Raw genomic sequence first — 17,531 nt, 5'->3', positions numbered from 1 at the left:
TTTGTCCTTTGTAAGGTCAGGCAGCCTGTTGTCGTTCAAACCGGTAAATGATGAGCAGATTCGATAAGACCAATTTATCTGAGCAGCAGCCAGAGCGGGTGCTGCTGGTAGGGGTATTGCTGGATAAGGATTTTCCGGTTGCTGCCGGGCGCCGGACAATATTGTTTGAGTCGGCACTGGCTGAAGCTGAGGAACTGGTACGTGCTACCGGAGCAGATTTAGTGGAAGTTGTTCCGTGTAAACGTCAGCAGCCGGACAGTGCATTGTTTGTAGGTAAAGGCAAAGCAGAAGAACTGGCACAAAAAGTAGCTGAAGCCGGAATTGATCTGGTGGTCTTTAACCATGCGCTGACGCCTACGCAGGAGCGTAATCTTGAAAGGCTGCTCCAGTGCCGGGTATTGGATCGGGTTGGCCTGATTCTCGCTATCTTTGCCCGGCGTGCACAAAGTCAGGAGGGGCGCTTGCAGGTGGAGCTGGCTCAGCTGGTTCATTTATCCAGCCGGCTGGTGCGTGGTTATGGTCATTTGCAGAGCCAGAGAGGCGGTATTGGTTTACGCGGCCCGGGTGAGACACGTCTGGAAACTGACCGCCGTCTGATCAGGCAGAAAATTACCCGTCTGCGCCAGCAATTGCAGCAGGTGCGCCGGCAGCGGGCAACTCAGCGTAAAAGCCGGTATCAGGGTACACTGCCGGCCTTTGCGCTGGTGGGCTATACCAATGTAGGCAAATCCAGTTTGTTTAACCGTTTAACCAAAGCTCAGGTCATGGCAGAAGACCAGTTGTTTGCCACCCTGGATAATACAGTGCGCCGTTTGTATCTGAATGACCAGACCAGTGTTTTATTATCCGATACTGTGGGTTTTATTCGCGATTTACCGCACGGACTGGTAGCTGCTTTTGCGGCGACACTGGAGGAAACTGCGCTGGCTGATGTACTGCTGCATGTGGTGGATATTACCCATCCGGAATTTGAGCGGCAAATAGATGCTGTGAATACGGTATTACAGGAAATTGATGCAGAAAACATACCGCAGCTGATTATTTATAATAAAATTGATAAATTGTCTGCTGAACAAAGAATGCAGGGGATTGTGCGTGATATACATGGTCGTCCGCAGGCTGTTTATATATCGGTACAGGATGGCAGCGGACTGGATGATTTACGTACAGCTATGATAGAAATGGCAGGTATGAAATATGCACAATATAATAAACAGGATGAGTAATTAATATTGCCTGTTGAGGATTTAGCTGAATATGACTCAAGAAAAAAATGATGTAATTAAACCAAATCGCCCACATCGTCCGAACCGGCCCCGCCGGCTGCGTGATAACAGTATTTACTTGCTGCCTAATGCATTTACGCTGGCAGCGCTGTTTGCCGCTTTTTATGCCATTACACAGTCGATGCATGGTCATTATGAAGTTGCAGCGATTGCGGTATTTATTTCTATGCTGCTGGATGGCATGGACGGGCGGGTTGCCCGTCTGACTAACAGTCAGAGTGCTTTTGGTGAACAGCTCGACAGTCTGGCTGATATGGTAAGTTTCGGGGTGGCACCTGCCTTGATTGCGTATAAATGGCAGTTATTTCATTTTGGTAAAATCGGTTATTCGGTAGCATTTATTTATTGTGCCTGTGCGGCTTTGCGGCTGGCATTGTTCAATACTCTGATTGGTAAAGTAAGTAAGAAATGGTTTATCGGAATTCCCAGCCCGACGGCAGCTGCACTGGTAATCGGCTTAATCTGGGTAAGCCATACTTTTCAGGGTTTACCTCATGTAGACTGGTTGTGCCTGATTATTACTCTGTTTGGCGGTTTATCCATGGTGGTTCAGATACCGTTCTGGTCATTCAAGGAAATTAATGCTTATCGTAAAGTACCTTTTTTTGTAATGATTCTGGCTGTTATTGGCTTACTGGTAGTGACATGGGAACCATCAGTAGTGCTGTTTGCCTTTTTCCTGCTCTATAGTTTGTCCGGTTATGTGATGTTTATCTGGCGCTTGCTGACTAAACGCAAATTTCAGCCGGAATAATGATGAGCACTTTCTATTGCTGAAAAAATAAGCTGATATATTGATTAAAGGAGAATAGTAATGGCAGTTAATTTGTCCGTGCCTGGTGATGAGCAGATTTTAGCCATTGACGGCGTGCAGGTATTTGTCGGACAGGCCGGAATCAAAAAACCGGAACACGATGATTTAACGCTTATTGTGCTTAACGGGATAAACAGCATCGGCGCTGTATTTACCCAAAACCGTTTTTGTGCTGCACCGGTGCAGATTGCTAAACAGCATCTGGCTACAGACGCCGGAGTGCGTGCACTGGTAATCAATACAGGTAATGCCAATGCCGGTACAGGCAAACAAGGGCTGGATGATGCGCAGTTGATATGTGATAAGGTAGCACAGCAGATTGGTTGCAGTGCATCAGAGGTTTTACCGTTTTCTACCGGTGTGATTCTCGAACCTTTGCCGGTAGATAAAATTGTGGCTGCTTTGCCGAAAGTGAAAGTTGTACACTGGCCGCGGGCTGCTGCTGCCATTATGACTACGGATACTGTTCCTAAAATGGCCAGTCGTACAGTTTATATTGACGGGCATAAAGTACGTTTCACTGGTATTGCCAAAGGTTCCGGCATGATTCATCCGAATATGGCTACTATGCTCGGATTTGTGTTTACTGATGCGGCTATAGCCCAGCCATTGTTGCAGCAAATGGTAGCTGAAGTGGCAGCCACATCTTTTAATGCAATTACTGTGGACGGAGATACTTCTACCAATGACAGTTTTGTGGTGGTAGCTACAGGTAAGTCTCAGCTGGGGCGGATAGAGTCAGTAGCCGGAAAGGATTACTTAGCCGTCAAAACTGTACTGGCTGATCTGGCGCTGGAACTGGCGCAGGCGATTGTACGTGATGGTGAAGGCGCAACCAAGTTTATTACTATTGATGTACGCAATGCTCTGACTGAAGCAGAGGCCAGACAGGTAGGCTATGCTGTTGCCCGTTCACCATTGGTAAAAACAGCTTTTTATGCCAGTGACCCGAATCTGGGGCGTATTTTGTGCGCAATCGGTTATGCAGGTATTGCTGATTTGGATGTGGCAGCAATTAAGGTATATCTGGGTGAAGTGCTGGTGGCAAAAAATGGAGGCCGGGCTGCCAGCTATACAGAAGAGGCTGGTCAGCAGGTAATGGCACAGAATGAAATTACAGTAACCATTGATCTGGCACGTGCGGAAGCACGGGCAAAGATTTACACTTGTGATTTATCCAGAGAGTATGTGACGATTAATGCTGATTATCGCAGCTAAGCTGTGCTGAAGCAGCAATTACTGAACCCGCGTTTAACGCGGGTTTAGTGCTTTAAAGGATTTCTTTTTGTACAGCTGTTAGTTTGATTTCTACTTTCCAGTTTGAGTTAGCAAGCGCAGCCTGTATACAGGCTCGTGCCGGCGCTCTTCCCGGTGTAACCCAGCTATCCCATGCCTGATTCATGCCTTCATATTCCTGCATATTGCTCAGGTAAATTACTGCTTCACAAATATGTTGCTTGTCACTGCCACATGCTTCCAGAATAGTATCTATCTGTGCCAGAACATTGGCAGTTTGCGCTGTGATGTCGGCATCTTCATTAGTCGGAACTTGTCCGGCAAGAAATATCAGGCCGTTAACAATGGTGGCTTCTGCCAGGCGGTTACCGCTCTCGTAAAATTTAATACTCATAAAATTCAATACCCATATACTGGTTCTTGTGAAAATAGCCTGAGCTACAATGTTATCTGTTAATGCAAGAATTTATTTTGTGGCCGGGCAATACTGGCCTGAAAAGAAAAAACAGACAGCAAAAGAATATAAGCAATGCCTTTTTATATCAATACTATCTTCTGAATTTATTGAGATATCGCTATATGATAACCATCATTTTTCACTAAGTAGTAAAATAATAATCCGTTATCTTTGCCTGAGTTGATGAGAATAATTGATGAGTAAAAGTAAATTTCCGGTTACTCCTGCTATCCGTTTTTTGCGTGCTCACCAGATACCGTTTGAACCGCGTGAGTATGCTTATGTTGAGCATGGCGGAACAGCACAGTCAGCATTAGCGCTTGGCGTAGACGAGCATGCAGTGATTAAAACCATTGTGCTGCAAAATGAGCATAAGCAAGGTCTGATTGTGCTGATGCATGGCGACCGGCATATATCTACCCGTCAGCTGGCACGTGAGCTGGGTATGAAGCATATAGAACCAGCCAGCCCGCAGCAGGCTAATAAATGGACTGGTTATCTGGTTGGTGGAACCAGTCCTTTTGGCAACAAGGCCGGATTACCGGTGTATGTTGAAAAAAGTATTTATTCTTTGCCATTGATTTATATTAATGGGGGTAAGCGTGGATTTCTGGTACAGATGCAGCCAGAATATCTGGCCTGCCTGCAGCCGCAATCAGTGCAGGTGGCAACAGAGACGGAATAATATTGACTAATGAACACAGGCCGGACGTGAAAGTCTGGCCTGTTTGTTTGCCGGCTAATAAAAATTTTTATTTAATTAGTCCGCGCTGATAAGAGTTATTAAAAGGCTGATAATTATGATCATGCAGCAGCTGGGCTGCTTCGGTTAACCAGTTGGTATTACGTAATAACACCCTTCCTTCCATAATCAAATCTGCCTGACCGGTTTGTAAAATATATTCAGCCAGATCAGGGCTATCCAGCAGGCCAACGGTTGCTACCGGAATATTGACTACTTGCTTCATGGCAGTCGCAAAAGGTGTCTGATAACCGCCATGCACCGGGATATCCGGAGCATAATCCATAACACCGCCGGTGGAAACATCGATAACATCTATGCCGTCACGTTCTAGCCACTGACATATTTCCTGCCAGTCGGCAATACTGTTTTGCTGACCGGTTTTATCATAGTCGGATAGAGACATGCGTACCCATAATGAACCGGAAAATACTGCACGCATTTCGAGAGTAATTTCGTGCAGCAGACGATAACGATTCACTAAAGAACCGCCATATTCATCGGTACGCTGATTGCTCAGCGGTGAAAGAAATTCACTGATTAGATAACCATGTGCAGCATGGATTTCAATTACATCCACACCGGCTTGCCGGGCTCGTCTGGCTGCAGCGATAAAATCTTCTTTGATTTGTGTGATTTCCGGTTTACTCAATGCTTTTGGCGTTTTCGAGCTGCTATTAAAAGGAATAGCACTTGGTGCAACTGGCTGTAATGCATCTGAAGCTTTGCGTCCGGCATGTGCCAGTTGCACACCTACTTTGCTGTTCAGATAATGTAGTGAATCAACCAGCTGAGTGAATTTTTCTGTCTGACTATCATCCCATAAACCTAAATCGTGTTTGGTAATCCGTCCGTCCGGCTGTACGGCAGTGGCTTCTATAATAATCAGACCGACATTGGCAATGGCACGTGCGCCATAATGTGCAAAATGAAAAGGTGTAACGATACCATCTTCCTTTTTTACTTCATACATGCACATTGGTGCCATAACTACCCGGTTTTTCAGATTTAAATTACCAATGGTTATAGGAGATAATAATAATGACATTGATTGTTCCTTTTGATTATCTGATTCCTGATTGGGTGCAGTAAGTAATGTATAAAAACAATATTTAGATTATTTTTATTGATTTATTACTTCTTATCCAGTTCTCTGAATGATATCTGACAAGCAGATACAGCCTGCTATCAGCAGATATTTCATCAAGTTCATCATATAATAATATCTTGTTTGATAAACATAATTAATTATTATTTACTTACAAATAAAACTTATTTGTAATTTAAATTATCTATAATTTGTGACACAAATCCCCATATATGAATCCCTGCCAGTCTACGTCAATATCTTTTCCAAATGCGATGACTTTAAATAATTCGCCCATTTCATGTGCGTCCAGCAGGGTATGACAGGCCGAAGCAGTCTGAATGTATGCATTTTCTTCCGGTTTGCCGGTTTTTGCGAGTAATTCGGTTATACCTAGATTAAGCAGAAATGTTGCCTGATTGGTATAACCAATTAAGTCCAGATGATTATCAATGCCGGCATCAGCAATACGGGTGAAATTAACATGTGCGGTTAAGTCAGTGAGTCCGGGATAAAAGAACGGATCATGGACAGTATGATGCCGGTAGTGGCCGATTAACGTACCCTGATGGCGCTGAACATGATAATACTGTGCTGCGTCAAAACCATAATCAATCCATATCATTGCTCCGCGTTTCAGCTTTTGTGCCAGTGTTGCTACAAAGGCATATTGTTGCGGATGCAGCTCAGACTGATAAGGTTCTGCTGTATCAGGGAAAGTTTCCATGACCTGTTGTATTGCTGCGCTGGTAGCAGGTTTATCCTGCCAGACAAACTGGTTATTCAGCCAGCTAACGCCCATTTCTGTTATCTGATTTGCCTGACGGCGATAGACCGGAACAGGCATGGCATCCAGAACTTCGTTGCCTATCAGGATACCGTCAAACTGTTCAGGCAACTGAGTCAGGTGTGTAACTTTATGTATCTGATCAGGTGCATGAGTCTGAATATATTCCCTCTGACGCTGCGCCAGTTCTGCAGAAAGTTCAATAATGTAATAGTGCTGAAAGTGCTGGCTGTGCAGAGCTGGTAATACAGATGCTGCCAGATGACCGGTTCCTGCACCGAATTCATAAATATTGCCTGCTGTTTGTGGCAATAGTGCATCTAATTGATGCGCCAGCGTCTGCCCGAACAAAGGAGTCAGAACAGGTGCAGTAATAAAGTCGCCATCACGACCGAATTTTTGTGCTCCGCCGGTGTAATAACCATAGTCAGGCGTATACAGTGCCATTTGCATGTAGTCGGCAAAAGAAAGCCAGTTATTTTGCTGCCGGATTTTCTGCTGAATAAGTTCAGACAATTTCTGCGAACTGATTAATGCGGCATTTTCAGGAGTGGGTAAATTATCCATAGGATAGATGATGGAAATTGTAAAGAAGATGGTCATTATAAACGCTGATTTTGGCTTATGTTGACCTTGGTCAAGTGTCTGAAAAGGCACATAGGGACTGGATTGGATGATTAGTAAAATAATGATTTGATTTAAATATATTTTTGTATTTTAGATTGCTTTTATTCGGCTTCGGAATTTGACTGGATTACATTGACCCTGTATGCAAAATTGCCTTATAGTGTGAATAAGTGTGTAAAGGTGTGGCGAAGTGGGGGATAATCCCGTTATATTGAATAGGAGCTGAACAGTGTTTGGCGGCGCGTATGAATTAAGTATAGACAGTAAAGGACGACTGGCGATTCCGGCCAAGTTTCGTGATTTGCTGGCGCGTCATTTCACTCCGGTACTGGTTGCTACACTGGAAAAGCGCACACATTTGTTACTGTATCCCGAGTCATCATGGCGCAGTGTGGAAGCTCAGCTGTTACAGCTTCCTGTGGCAGGCAACAGAGTATTGCAGGCCTATCAGAATTTACTGTTGCATAATGCGGATACTTTGGATTTAGACAGTGCCGGCAGAGTATTGCTACCGGCACATTTGCGCCGTCTGGTGAATTTTGAGCGTGAAGTTTATGTTGTGGGTCGTGCCAACCGCATTGAAGTGTGGGGCAGGGCATTATGGGAAGAGCAGAATAATGCTGCACTGGATATGGATGAAGATATGCTGGCGGCAGAGTTGGGTAAGACTCAACTGCAATTATGAGTGAACAGATAAATAATGGCGGTCATGTTACCGTATTACTGAATGAAGCAGTTGCCGGTTTACAGGTACAGCCGGCCGGCGTGTATGTTGACGGAACTTTTGGCCGTGGCGGCCATTCGCGTTTGATTCTGTCTCAGCTCGGGAAAAACGGGCGGCTGGTTGTTTTTGATAAGGATCCGCAGGCGATTGCTGTAGCACAGGAACTGGCAAGGCAGGATGCACGGGTACTGGTTGTACATGAAGGTTTTTCTGCATTAAAGCGGTCGTTACAACAGCTGGGTATCAGCCGGATAAATGGCGCCTTATTTGATCTGGGTATTTCCTCTCCTCAGATTGATGATGCAGGTCGCGGTTTCAGCTTCCGCTTTGATGCACCGCTGGATATGCGTATGGATACTACGCGCGGACAGTCAGCAGCCCAATGGCTGGCTGTGGCAGAAGAGCAGGATATACACGAGGTAATTAAAAATTATGGTGAAGAGCGGTTTAGTCGCCAGATTGCACGGACAATTGTGGCGCAGCGGGAACAAATCCCGATTACCACAACCGGCCAGCTGGCGCGCCTCGTCGCACAGGTCGTCCGTACTCGTGAACGCGGACAGGATCCGGCCACACGTACCTTCCAGGCCATTCGCATCTTTATTAACCGTGAACTGGAAGAAATAACTGTGGTACTGCCGCAAGTGATGGAATGTCTGGTTGCCGGCGGACGGATGGCGGTGATTTCATTTCATTCACTGGAAGACCGGATTGTAAAAAGATTTATGCAGCAGCACAGCAAGCCGGCTCCTTTACCACGCTGGGCAGTAGTTAAAGAAGCAGAACGTGAGCAGCCGCCGTTGCGCCTGATAGGCAAGGCGCAAAAACCTGCTCCGGTAGAAATTGAAGTTAATCCGCGAGCCCGTTCAGCGGTGTTACGGGTAGCAGAACGCAGTTATTAAATAAAGACTAATAGTTGATTAATTATGAATAAAATCAACATTATTTTGCTTATATTGGTACTAATCTCAGCTTTTGCTGTTGTAACAGTACAGGATCGTTCGCGTCAGTTTTTTATTGCGCTGGATAAAGCGCAAAAAGGGGAAAGTCTTTTGAACGAAGACTTTAGTCGCTTAAAGCTAGCGCAGGCAAAGTTATCTAATCATCAGTTGATTCAGGATGCTTCAGCCCGGCAGAATTTGCATTCGCCGTCATTGGCTGAAACGCAGATGCTGGCTGCGCCGCGCCCGGTTAAGTAATGAAGTGAAGGGTCAGGGATTAATGGAGTACTGCTTCAGGCAGTATTTCCGGCAGTGGAACAAACTACTATGTTAATTAAAAACGATTATAAGCCACGCATGCTGCCCCGTGAGGTAAAACAGGCTAAGCCTGTAACCACTAACGGGCGGATTGTATTGGTATTAGGTGCTCTGGCTATAGCTTTTGCTATGCTAATCGGACGTGGTATCTACTTGCAGACTGAGAAACATGAATTTCTGAAAGAGCAGGGTGATCAGCGTTTTGTCCGTACTCTGCCGCTTACTGCTACCCGTGGCACAATTACTGACCGCAACGGAGCCGCACTGGCCATCAGTGCACCCGCAGATTCTTTATATGCAGTGCCCTCTGCCATGGAGCAGATGCCGACAGATACTCAGATTCAACAGTTATCTGCATTAATTGATGTACCGGCGGCAACCATTAAAAGCCGCCTTAGCCGTAATAAAGACTTCATTTATCTGAAAAGGCAATTGTCGCCGGAGGTTGCTGAAAAGGTTGCTGCACTGAATATTAAAGGTCTTGCCTTTCAGCATGAAAGTAAACGCCATTATCCGATGGGACCGATTTTTTCCCATATTATCGGTTTTACTAATATTGACGGTAAGGGGCAGGAAGGACTGGAATTATCGCGTGAAGACAGTCTGCATGGTATTGATGGTGCTAAAGTTGTTTTGCGCGACAATAAAGGTAATATTGTTGACAGTCTGGATTCTCCGCGTAACCGTCTTCCTCAGAATGGTACGGATATGGTGCTGTCTCTGGATCAGCGGATTCAGTCAATTGCATATGAATCATTAAATAAAGCAATGCAGTATCACACTGCATCAGCCGGTTCAGTTGTAGTTCTGGATGGTAAAACCGGTGAAATTCTTGCTCTGGTAAATTCACCGGGATATGACCCTAATAATCCGGGTGCCACCGATAGTGATGCACGCCGTAACCGTGCGGTAACTGATATGATTGAACCGGGTAGTGCGATGAAACCGTTTACCATTGCTAAAGGGCTGGACAGCGGAAAAATCAAACCAGGCAGCGGTTTTAATACTTTACCGTATAAAATCGGACCGGCAACAGTACGGGACACGCATAATTATCCTTATCTGGATGTGGGCGGTATTATTCAGAAATCATCTAATGTCGGTACAAGTAAAATTTCTGCAATGTTTACGCCCGAAGAAATGTACAACATGTATACTTCTGTCGGTTTCGGACATCGGATGCATTCCGGTTTTCCGGGTGAAACACCGGGAGTAGTACGTGACTGGCATAACTGGCGGCCGATTGAGCAGGCTACTATGTCTTTTGGTTATGGTATACAGATGAGTCTGCTCCAGCTGGCACGGGCATATACTATCTTTACCAATGACGGTGCGCTACTGCCAGTGAGTTTTCTTAAGCTGAACAGTGCCCCGCAGGGTGAGCAGATTATCCAGCCAAAGACTGCAAAGGCAGTACGCCATATGATGATTGCTGTAACTCAGCCCGGTGGTACCGGTTTGCAGGGGGCAATTGACGGGTATGATGTAGCCGCTAAAACAGGTACTGCGCGAATGCTGGTAGACGGACACTATTCTGATTCCAAGCATATGGCTACATTTATCGGCTTTGCACCGGCAGACAATCCGCGAGTTATTGTAGCAGTCAATATTCAGAATCCTACTACTAATGGTTATTACGGAGGGCCGGTTGCCGGTCCGGTATTTCATGATGTAATGGTTGGTACTCTGAATGTGCTTGGTGTTTCTCCGAGCAGACCGGTAAAATCTGCGCCACATTCTGAAACGCATTAATCTGAAGACAATCTGTGTGTTTGGACAGATTGTCTGTCTGTTTGTACCCGATAAAAATGTTTGAATCGACAGTATTATGTTTTCCCTGAAAAAAATTTTGCCTGAATATCATTTAAGTGCTGAAACAAGCCGGTTGATTGCCGGCCGTACACTGCGGGTGGATAGCAGAAAGGTACAGCCCGGAGATGTATTTGTAGCCTGTCAGGGTGAGTATAGTGATGGTCGTGATTTTATACAGGCTGCTATTGATAATGGTGCAGAATTTGTTTTCTGGGATGATGATGGTCAGTTTGTATGGCAGACCGGCTGGAAAGTAGCGAATGAGGCTGTAAAAGATTTACGTCAGCGTGCCGGACTGGTGGCTGCTGCCTGTTATGACTATCCGGGCAGAAAGCTGAGTGTCTGGGGAGTGACCGGAACTAATGGTAAAACGTCAGTGTCACAATGGCTGGCGCAGGCTTCCGATATTCTTGGCAAAAAATGTGCCATTATGGGTACGGTAGGGAATGGATACTGGCAACAGCTGAAAGATACTACCAATACTACTATGGATGCGGTATCCAATCAGACATGGTTACGTGATTTTGCTGAAGATAATGCTGTAGCCGTAGCCATGGAAGTGTCCAGTCATGGTCTGGATCAGAGCCGTGTCGTTGGTGTCCCTTTTACCAGTGCTGTTTTTACCAATCTGACCCGGGATCATCTGGATTATCATCATAGCATGCAAAGTTACGGTGATTGCAAGGCTTCATTGTTTTACTGGCAGGGGCTGAAACACGCCATTATTAATATTGATGATGAGTTCGGCTATCGGTTATGGCAGGATTTATGCCGTGATTGTCCGCAGTTAACTGTACTGGCTTATGGTTTTCATGCTGATGCAGATATTCATATTAGTCAATTTCACGCTTCAGCATGTGGTATGCAGGTGCATTTGCGTACGCCGTGGGGAAACGAAGTAGTACATACACGTTTACTGGGTCGGTTTAATGCTCAGAATCTGGCAGCCTGTATAGGTGTATTGTGTGCTAATGGTTTTACTTTTAATGAGGTAATTGCTGTCTGGTCGCAGATTAATCCTGCTACCGGACGTATGGATTGTCTGATGGGAAGTAATCAGCCGCTAGTGGTGGTTGATTATGCTCATACACCGGATGCACTGGAAAAAGCATTATCGACTTTGCAGGAAATTAAACCTGACGGAGCGCATTTGTGGTGTGTTTTTGGCTGTGGCGGAGACCGTGATGCAGGTAAAAGACCATTAATGGGAGCCGCAGCCGATGCAGGAGCAGATTATGTTATCGTAACCAGCGATAATCCGCGTACAGAAAATCCGCAGGCAATTATTAACGATATTTTGCCCGCTGTTGCTGAACCGGTGCTGGTAGAAGCAGACCGCAAATCTGCGATTAATTATGCTGTAAATCATGCAGCAGTTGACGATATTGTTCTTATTGCAGGAAAAGGTCATGAAACCTATCAGGATATCGGTGGTCAGAAGCAGCATTTTTCAGACTTTGAAATAGCACGGTCAGCTTTGCAACAGCGAGTCTAAAGTTTTGTAATTGCTTAATAATATGTCAAATTTAGATCTTAATTTTATTTATCAGACTTTTGGACAAGTGTTACCTGATAATAATCAGCCGGTCACACGGGTAGTTATTGATAGTCGTCAGATTCAGCCGGGTGATGTATTTGTAGCCATTAAGGGTGAACGCTTTGATGGTCATGATTTTGTTGATGAAGTGCTCGCTCAGGGAGCTCAGTTGTGTATTGTCAGTCGCTCAGACTGGCAAAATAAGGCGAAATGTCTGGTAGTTGCAGACACAGAAAAAGCGTTGGGAGAGCTGGCACAGGCATGGCGAATGCAGGTTAATCCGGCATTGCAAGTGTTTGGTATTACCGGTTCAGCAGGTAAAACCACGGTAAAAGAAATGCTGGCTACAATTTTGCGGCATCATGCAGGTACTAGTGCGGTTCTGGCTACTGCCGGTAACTTTAATAATCATATTGGTTTACCGCTGACATTATTACAGTTAAAGCCGCAGCATCGCTATGCTGTGATTGAAATGGGTATGAATCATACCGGAGAACTGAGTTATTTAACTGGTCTGACCAAACCGGACTATGCTCTGGTTAACAACGCACTGCGTGCTCATATCGGCTGCGGTTTCTCAGATGTTGCTGATATTGCCCGTGCTAAAAGTGAAATTTATCAGGGGCTGAATGCGAATGGAACCGGTTTTGTTCCTACTGATGATGGTCAGTCAGATATTTATATTTCAGCTTTGCAAGGTAAGCAATGTGTCCGCTTTGGTACAGAACAGGGTGATGTATATGCCGGCAATATTGTACTGCAGCCATTAAGTGTCTGTTTTGATTTGTGCAGTCCGCAAGGGGTGGTTAATTTACAAATACCGGTTCCGGGATTGCATATGGTACATAATGCTGTGGCCGCCTGTGCACTTGCTCTGGGTGCCGGTTTGCCCTTAGCGGCATTACAGGGACTGAAATCATTTGAAAATGCTAAAGGCAGATTGCAACAAAAGCACAGTGTGCATGGCGCTCTGGTAATTGATGACACTTATAATGCTAACCCGGATGCATTTAAGGCAGCTGTCGATGTTTTGGCGGCTTTTCCTGCGCCACGAATTATTGTGATGGGTGCTATTGGTGAGCTGGGCAATAATGCTTCTGCTCTGCATGCAGAGGTAGGTGCTTATATACGGGCACGCGGTATTGATGCGGCATTTTTTATTGGTGACGAAGCGCGGTTTGCAGCAGAAGCTTATGGTGTACCGGATGCATTTTATACGAATCGAAACAAACTAATTGATGATTTACGTGCATGGGATCAGCAGACAGCTACCATTCTGGTAAAAGGTTCAAGGTTTATGCATATGGAAGATGTAGTACAAGCAATAACACAGAAATAAATTATTGCTAACTCTCGTCAAGTAGTGCTGAACGACTTAAAATAGCCGTTTTTATCCGGCTCAGGCTATTTGGATGATTATGCATCATTCATATAGCAATAAATTATTTAATAACGGTTATGGCTTTGGCTGTGACAAGGGAAAACAACCATGCTGTTGTGGTTAGCAGAAATTTTTCACTATTGGATAAATGGTTTCCATTTATTTCAATATACTACCTTTCGTGCCGTAATGGCGGCACTGACTTCCATGGGGCTGAGTCTGGCATTCGGTCCATGGATGATTCGCAAATTAACTCAGCTCAAAGTAGGGCAGGCTGTTCGCGATGACGGTCCCAAAACCCATCTGGTGAAAACCGGTACACCAACTATGGGCGGTACACTTATTTTACTGGCTATCACTGTTACCACATTATTATGGGCTAATCTGGCCAACATTTATATCTGGATACTTTTGCTGGTTATGCTGAGTACCGGTGCTCTGGGTTTTTATGATGACTGGAAAAAGGTAGTTTACAAAGATCCGCACGGGGTTTCAGCCAGATTTAAAATGATCTGGCAGTCTGTAGTGGCTCTGGTAGCCGGTCTAGTGCTGTTTTATGTGGCACACTTAAGCTCTACAAATACTTTTATTGTTCCTTTTTTCAAGGAAATTACTTACCCGCTGGGTGGCATTGGTTTTGTTATTCTGACTTATTTTGTCATTGTCGGTACTTCTAATGCAGTAAATCTGACTGACGGACTGGACGGGCTGGCTGCTTTTCCTATTGTGCTGGTTGCTGCCGGTCTGTCAATTTTTGCTTATGTCAGCGGTCATGCTGAATTTGCTCATTATCTGCAGCTGCCGCATGTCCCCGGTGCGAATGAAGTTATGATTTTCTGCGCTGCTATTTGTGGTTCTTGTCTAGGATTCCTGTGGTTTAATGCTTATCCGGCACAGGTATTTATGGGAGATGTCGGTGCACTGGCTTTAGGTGCAGCTTTGGGTACGATAGCTGTGATTGTGCGTCAGGAAATTGTGCTGGTAATTATGGGCGGCTTATTTGTTGTTGAGGCAATGTCTGTCATGCTGCAGGTAGGTTCATATAAATTACGGCGTAAACGTATTTTTCTGATGGCACCGATTCATCATCATTTTGAACAAAAAGGCTGGAAAGAAACTCAGGTTGTAGTACGTTTCTGGATTATTACCATGATTCTGGTACTGGTTGGTTTAGCTTCCCTGAAAATCCGTTAGTAGTCAGATAAGCAGGATCAGACGATATACATTTGGGTTAAATTTAGTGTAGGACTTAACCATGATTGACTGGCGTAATCAAAAGGTTTTAGTTGCAGGGCTGGGGCGTACCGGAATTTCAATGCTGGAGTTTTTAACTCAGGCAGGTGCTGATGTAGCTATTTATGATGCCCAGCCTGATGCAGAACAATTGCAGTCTTTAACTGGGCGTCATCAGGTTGCCGTATATACCGGAGAGCTGGCAACAGTGTTTGAACAGCACCAGTTTGATATTCTGGCTTTAAGCCCGGGAATCAGTCAGCGTCAGCCTGCTATTGTTGATTTTAAACGTGCCGGCGGTGTCGTACTGGGTGATGTGGCTATTCTGGCTGATTTACTTGAAAGCAGTAACAGTAAAATTATTGCAATTACCGGTTCAAACGGTAAAACCACTACTACCAGTCTGGTGGGTTTTTTATGTGCGCAATGCGGACTTGATACAGTGGTGGCAGGTAATATTGGCACCCCAGTACTTGAAGCCTATCTGGAGCGCGCAGGTAAAGCAGCAGATGTCTGGGTTCTGGAATTATCGAGTTTTCAGCTGGAGACTACCCCCTGCCTGAATGCGACTGCTGCCACAGTGCTGAATCTATCAGAAGACCATCTGGATCGCTATGATGATTTTCTGGATTATGCGCATAGCAAAGACCGGATTTTTCGTGGCCAGGCCATACAAGTGTTAAATGCCGATGATGTTTTTTGTCGTGCTATGGTACGGAATAACCGGCCGGTGAAATGGTTTTCTTTACAGCATAATACTGATTTCTGGTTGAATAAAGATATGCTGTGTGCCGGTAATGAACCATTGCTGGCTTGTGATGCTCTGTCTTTACAGGGTACACATAATGCGGCCAATGTTTTGGCTGCATTTGCTTTATGTGAAGCCATTGGCTTGCCGCGTGCACAATTGCTTCAATATGTGCCCACTTTCAAAGGTTTACCGCATCGTGTGGAAAAAGTAGCCGAAGTGAAAGGTGTGACATTTATTGATGATTCCAAAGGTACTAATGTTGGTGCTACCTGTGCTGCATTGCTCGGGTTGGATAAACCTATTGTGCTGATTGCGGGCGGACAGGGTAAAGGTCAGGATTTTACTCCGTTGCAGGCTGCATTACAGGATAAGGCACGTGCAGTTTTACTGATTGGTGTGGATGGTCATCAGCTTGGTGCAGTTCTCGGACAAGCCTCCTATCCGATAGAGTACTATGACGATTTGCCGCACGCTACTGAACGTGCTTTTGAACTGGCTCATCCGGGAGATATTGTGCTGCTTAGTCCGGCTTGTGCCAGCTATGATATGTTTAAGGGTTATGCACATCGCAGTGAGGTATTTATTGCCAGCGTCCGTCAATTGCAGGGTAGCGCAGCATGATTACTGAATCACGTCTGCTGGATCGCAAGCTATTGCGACGCGGATATACTTTTGATCAGTCACTGTTATGGATGGTGGTATTGATGGCCAGCTTCAGTCTGATCATGGTTTACTCGGCCTCAGTTGCGTATGCAAAGCATGATGGCGGCAGTACTTATTTTTATCTGATTCGTCAGGCTATTTTTCTATTGTGCGGCGGCGTACTTGGTTGTGTGGCTGCACGTATTCCTTTGCGAACATGGAAAAAGCTGACACCACTGGTGTTGCTGCTCAGTATCGTGCTGTTGATTCTGGTGCTGGTAATGGGTAGAGAAATTAACGGTGCCAAACGTTGGATTAATGTAGGGATGGTTAATATCCAGCCTACCGAAGTTTTTAAACTGGCGATAATTTTGTATTTATCCAGTTTTTTTACCAGACGTGCTGAAATCTTGAAAGAATTCAAAAAAGTCTGGTTTGCAGGTATTCCGGTAGGACTTGGTCTCGGGCTGATTATGCTGGAACCGGATTTTGGTTCATTTGTAGTGGTTTCTGTTATTGCGGTAGGCTTGCTTTTTCTGGCTGGTTTACCGTTTCGCTGGTTTATGGCTGTAGTAGGTTTTGGTTTGCTGGCCATGGTTATGCTGGTGCTGTTTGAGCCTTACCGTATGGCACGTGTAGCCGGTTTTCTTGATCCGTGGGCAGATCCCCTGGGTAAAGGTTATCAGCTTACGCATTCATTAATGGCAATCGGGCGCGGCGGCTGGTTTGGTGTCGGACTGGGAGCCAGTCTGGAAAAACGTTTTTATTTACCTGAGGCTCATACGGATTTCATTCTTGCGGTCATTGGAGAAGAATTCGGTTTTGTCGGTATTCTGGTATTAATGTTTTGTTATATCTGGCTGGTAGTCCGTGCTTTTTCCATTGGTAAACAGGCTCGAGATTTAGAGTTGTTTTATGGCTCTTTCGTCGCCAAGGGTATTGGTATCTGGCTGGGTATTCAAAGCTTTTTTAATATTGGTGTGAATATTGGCCTGTTACCGACTAAAGGGCTGACTCTGCCTTTACTGTCATATGGTGGTTCAGCTGTTATGATTATTTTAATCAGTGTGGGTTTGCTGTTGCGAGTGGATTATGAGAACCGGCGTGTGATGCGTGGATTCAAAGTATAAATAATCACAGAACTCTGATAGTTTTG

The 17,531-nt window shown here is 45.2% G+C and carries 16 protein-coding genes; 13 read left to right on the top strand and 3 right to left on the bottom strand.

All coding sequences use genetic code 11. From position 1 onward, the window contains the following. The first annotated feature begins 50 nt into the window (after positions 1-50). The 3 genes from hflX to argJ are packed head-to-tail and all read left to right on the top strand — an operon-like array spanning position 51 to position 3,318. Entirely contained in the window at positions 51-1,226 is a 1,176-nt protein-coding gene (gene hflX / locus SALWKB2_RS08510) for a GTPase HflX (protein ID WP_025331252.1), read from the top strand. 31 nt (positions 1,227-1,257) lie between these two features. Beyond that, positions 1,258-2,040: a CDP-diacylglycerol--serine O-phosphatidyltransferase gene (gene pssA / locus SALWKB2_RS08505; protein WP_051506468.1), complete on the top strand. Its 783-nt coding sequence runs from the start codon at positions 1,258-1,260 to the stop codon at positions 2,038-2,040. A gap of 60 nt (positions 2,041-2,100) precedes the next feature. Further along, entirely contained in the window at positions 2,101-3,318 is a 1,218-nt protein-coding gene (gene argJ / locus SALWKB2_RS08500; RefSeq protein ID WP_025331250.1) for a bifunctional glutamate N-acetyltransferase/amino-acid acetyltransferase ArgJ, read from the top strand. 52 nt (positions 3,319-3,370) lie between these two features. On the opposite strand, the gene SALWKB2_RS08495 is transcribed toward argJ, so the two are convergent. Continuing rightward, positions 3,371-3,730, bottom strand: coding sequence for a RidA family protein (locus tag SALWKB2_RS08495; protein ID WP_025331249.1), 360 nt, complete (start codon positions 3,728-3,730; stop codon positions 3,371-3,373). Positions 3,731-3,989: 259 nt separating this feature from the next. Between SALWKB2_RS08495 and ybaK the strand changes: the two genes are divergently transcribed. After that, the gene (gene ybaK / locus SALWKB2_RS08490) at positions 3,990-4,478 is read left to right on the top strand and encodes a Cys-tRNA(Pro) deacylase (protein WP_025331248.1); all 489 of its coding nucleotides are present in this window, start codon (positions 3,990-3,992) and stop codon (positions 4,476-4,478) included. A 67-nt stretch (positions 4,479-4,545) separates the two neighbouring features. Here ybaK and SALWKB2_RS08485 read toward each other — a convergent pair whose 3' ends face one another. Then, entirely contained in the window at positions 4,546-5,583 is a 1,038-nt protein-coding gene (locus tag SALWKB2_RS08485; protein WP_025331247.1) for an NADH:flavin oxidoreductase/NADH oxidase, read from the bottom strand. Positions 5,584-5,827: 244 nt separating this feature from the next. Continuing rightward, positions 5,828-7,012, bottom strand: a complete 1,185-nt coding sequence (locus SALWKB2_RS08480) for a class I SAM-dependent methyltransferase (RefSeq protein WP_370530640.1) — start codon at positions 7,010-7,012, stop codon at positions 5,828-5,830. Between the two features lie 253 nt (positions 7,013-7,265). Here SALWKB2_RS08480 and mraZ point away from each other — a divergent pair, with 253 nt between their 5' ends. The 9 genes from mraZ (at position 7,266) to ftsW (ending at position 17,505) form a co-directional block, all read left to right on the top strand. After that, positions 7,266-7,721, top strand: a complete 456-nt coding sequence (mraZ, locus tag SALWKB2_RS08475) for a division/cell wall cluster transcriptional repressor MraZ (RefSeq protein WP_025331245.1) — start codon at positions 7,266-7,268, stop codon at positions 7,719-7,721. Next, positions 7,718-8,662, top strand: a complete 945-nt coding sequence (gene rsmH / locus SALWKB2_RS08470) for a 16S rRNA (cytosine(1402)-N(4))-methyltransferase RsmH (protein ID WP_038648986.1) — start codon at positions 7,718-7,720, stop codon at positions 8,660-8,662. The genes mraZ and rsmH overlap by 4 nt, the downstream gene beginning before the upstream one ends. 24 nt (positions 8,663-8,686) lie before the next feature. Then, on the top strand, positions 8,687-8,959 hold the full coding sequence (gene ftsL, locus SALWKB2_RS08465; RefSeq protein WP_025331244.1) for a cell division protein FtsL: 273 nt from the start codon (positions 8,687-8,689) through the stop codon (positions 8,957-8,959). Positions 8,960-9,028: 69 nt separating this feature from the next. Next, on the top strand, positions 9,029-10,771 hold the full coding sequence (locus tag SALWKB2_RS08460) for a peptidoglycan D,D-transpeptidase FtsI family protein (protein ID WP_025331243.1): 1,743 nt from the start codon (positions 9,029-9,031) through the stop codon (positions 10,769-10,771). 76 nt (positions 10,772-10,847) lie between these two features. Next, the gene (locus tag SALWKB2_RS08455; protein ID WP_025331242.1) at positions 10,848-12,326 is read left to right on the top strand and encodes a UDP-N-acetylmuramoyl-L-alanyl-D-glutamate--2,6-diaminopimelate ligase; all 1,479 of its coding nucleotides are present in this window, start codon (positions 10,848-10,850) and stop codon (positions 12,324-12,326) included. 22 nt (positions 12,327-12,348) lie between these two features. Then, on the top strand, positions 12,349-13,707 hold the full coding sequence (locus tag SALWKB2_RS08450; RefSeq protein ID WP_025331241.1) for a UDP-N-acetylmuramoyl-tripeptide--D-alanyl-D-alanine ligase: 1,359 nt from the start codon (positions 12,349-12,351) through the stop codon (positions 13,705-13,707). A 150-nt stretch (positions 13,708-13,857) separates the two neighbouring features. Further along, positions 13,858-14,943: a phospho-N-acetylmuramoyl-pentapeptide-transferase gene (gene mraY / locus SALWKB2_RS08445; protein ID WP_025331240.1), complete on the top strand. Its 1,086-nt coding sequence runs from the start codon at positions 13,858-13,860 to the stop codon at positions 14,941-14,943. 64 nt (positions 14,944-15,007) lie between these two features. Next, a complete protein-coding gene (gene murD / locus SALWKB2_RS08440) occupies positions 15,008-16,354 on the top strand; it encodes a UDP-N-acetylmuramoyl-L-alanine--D-glutamate ligase (protein ID WP_025331239.1) in 1,347 nt (448 codons plus the stop codon). Beyond that, positions 16,351-17,505, top strand: a complete 1,155-nt coding sequence (ftsW, locus tag SALWKB2_RS08435) for a putative lipid II flippase FtsW (protein ID WP_025331238.1) — start codon at positions 16,351-16,353, stop codon at positions 17,503-17,505. The genes murD and ftsW overlap by 4 nt, the downstream gene beginning before the upstream one ends. Positions 17,506-17,531 lie beyond the last annotated feature (26 nt).

This window comes from Snodgrassella alvi wkB2 (assembly GCF_000600005.1).
GTDB lineage: Bacteria > Pseudomonadota > Gammaproteobacteria > Burkholderiales > Neisseriaceae > Snodgrassella > Snodgrassella alvi.
Note: the sequence above shows the minus strand (reverse complement) of the source record. Positions and strands in the feature narration are given on the sequence as shown.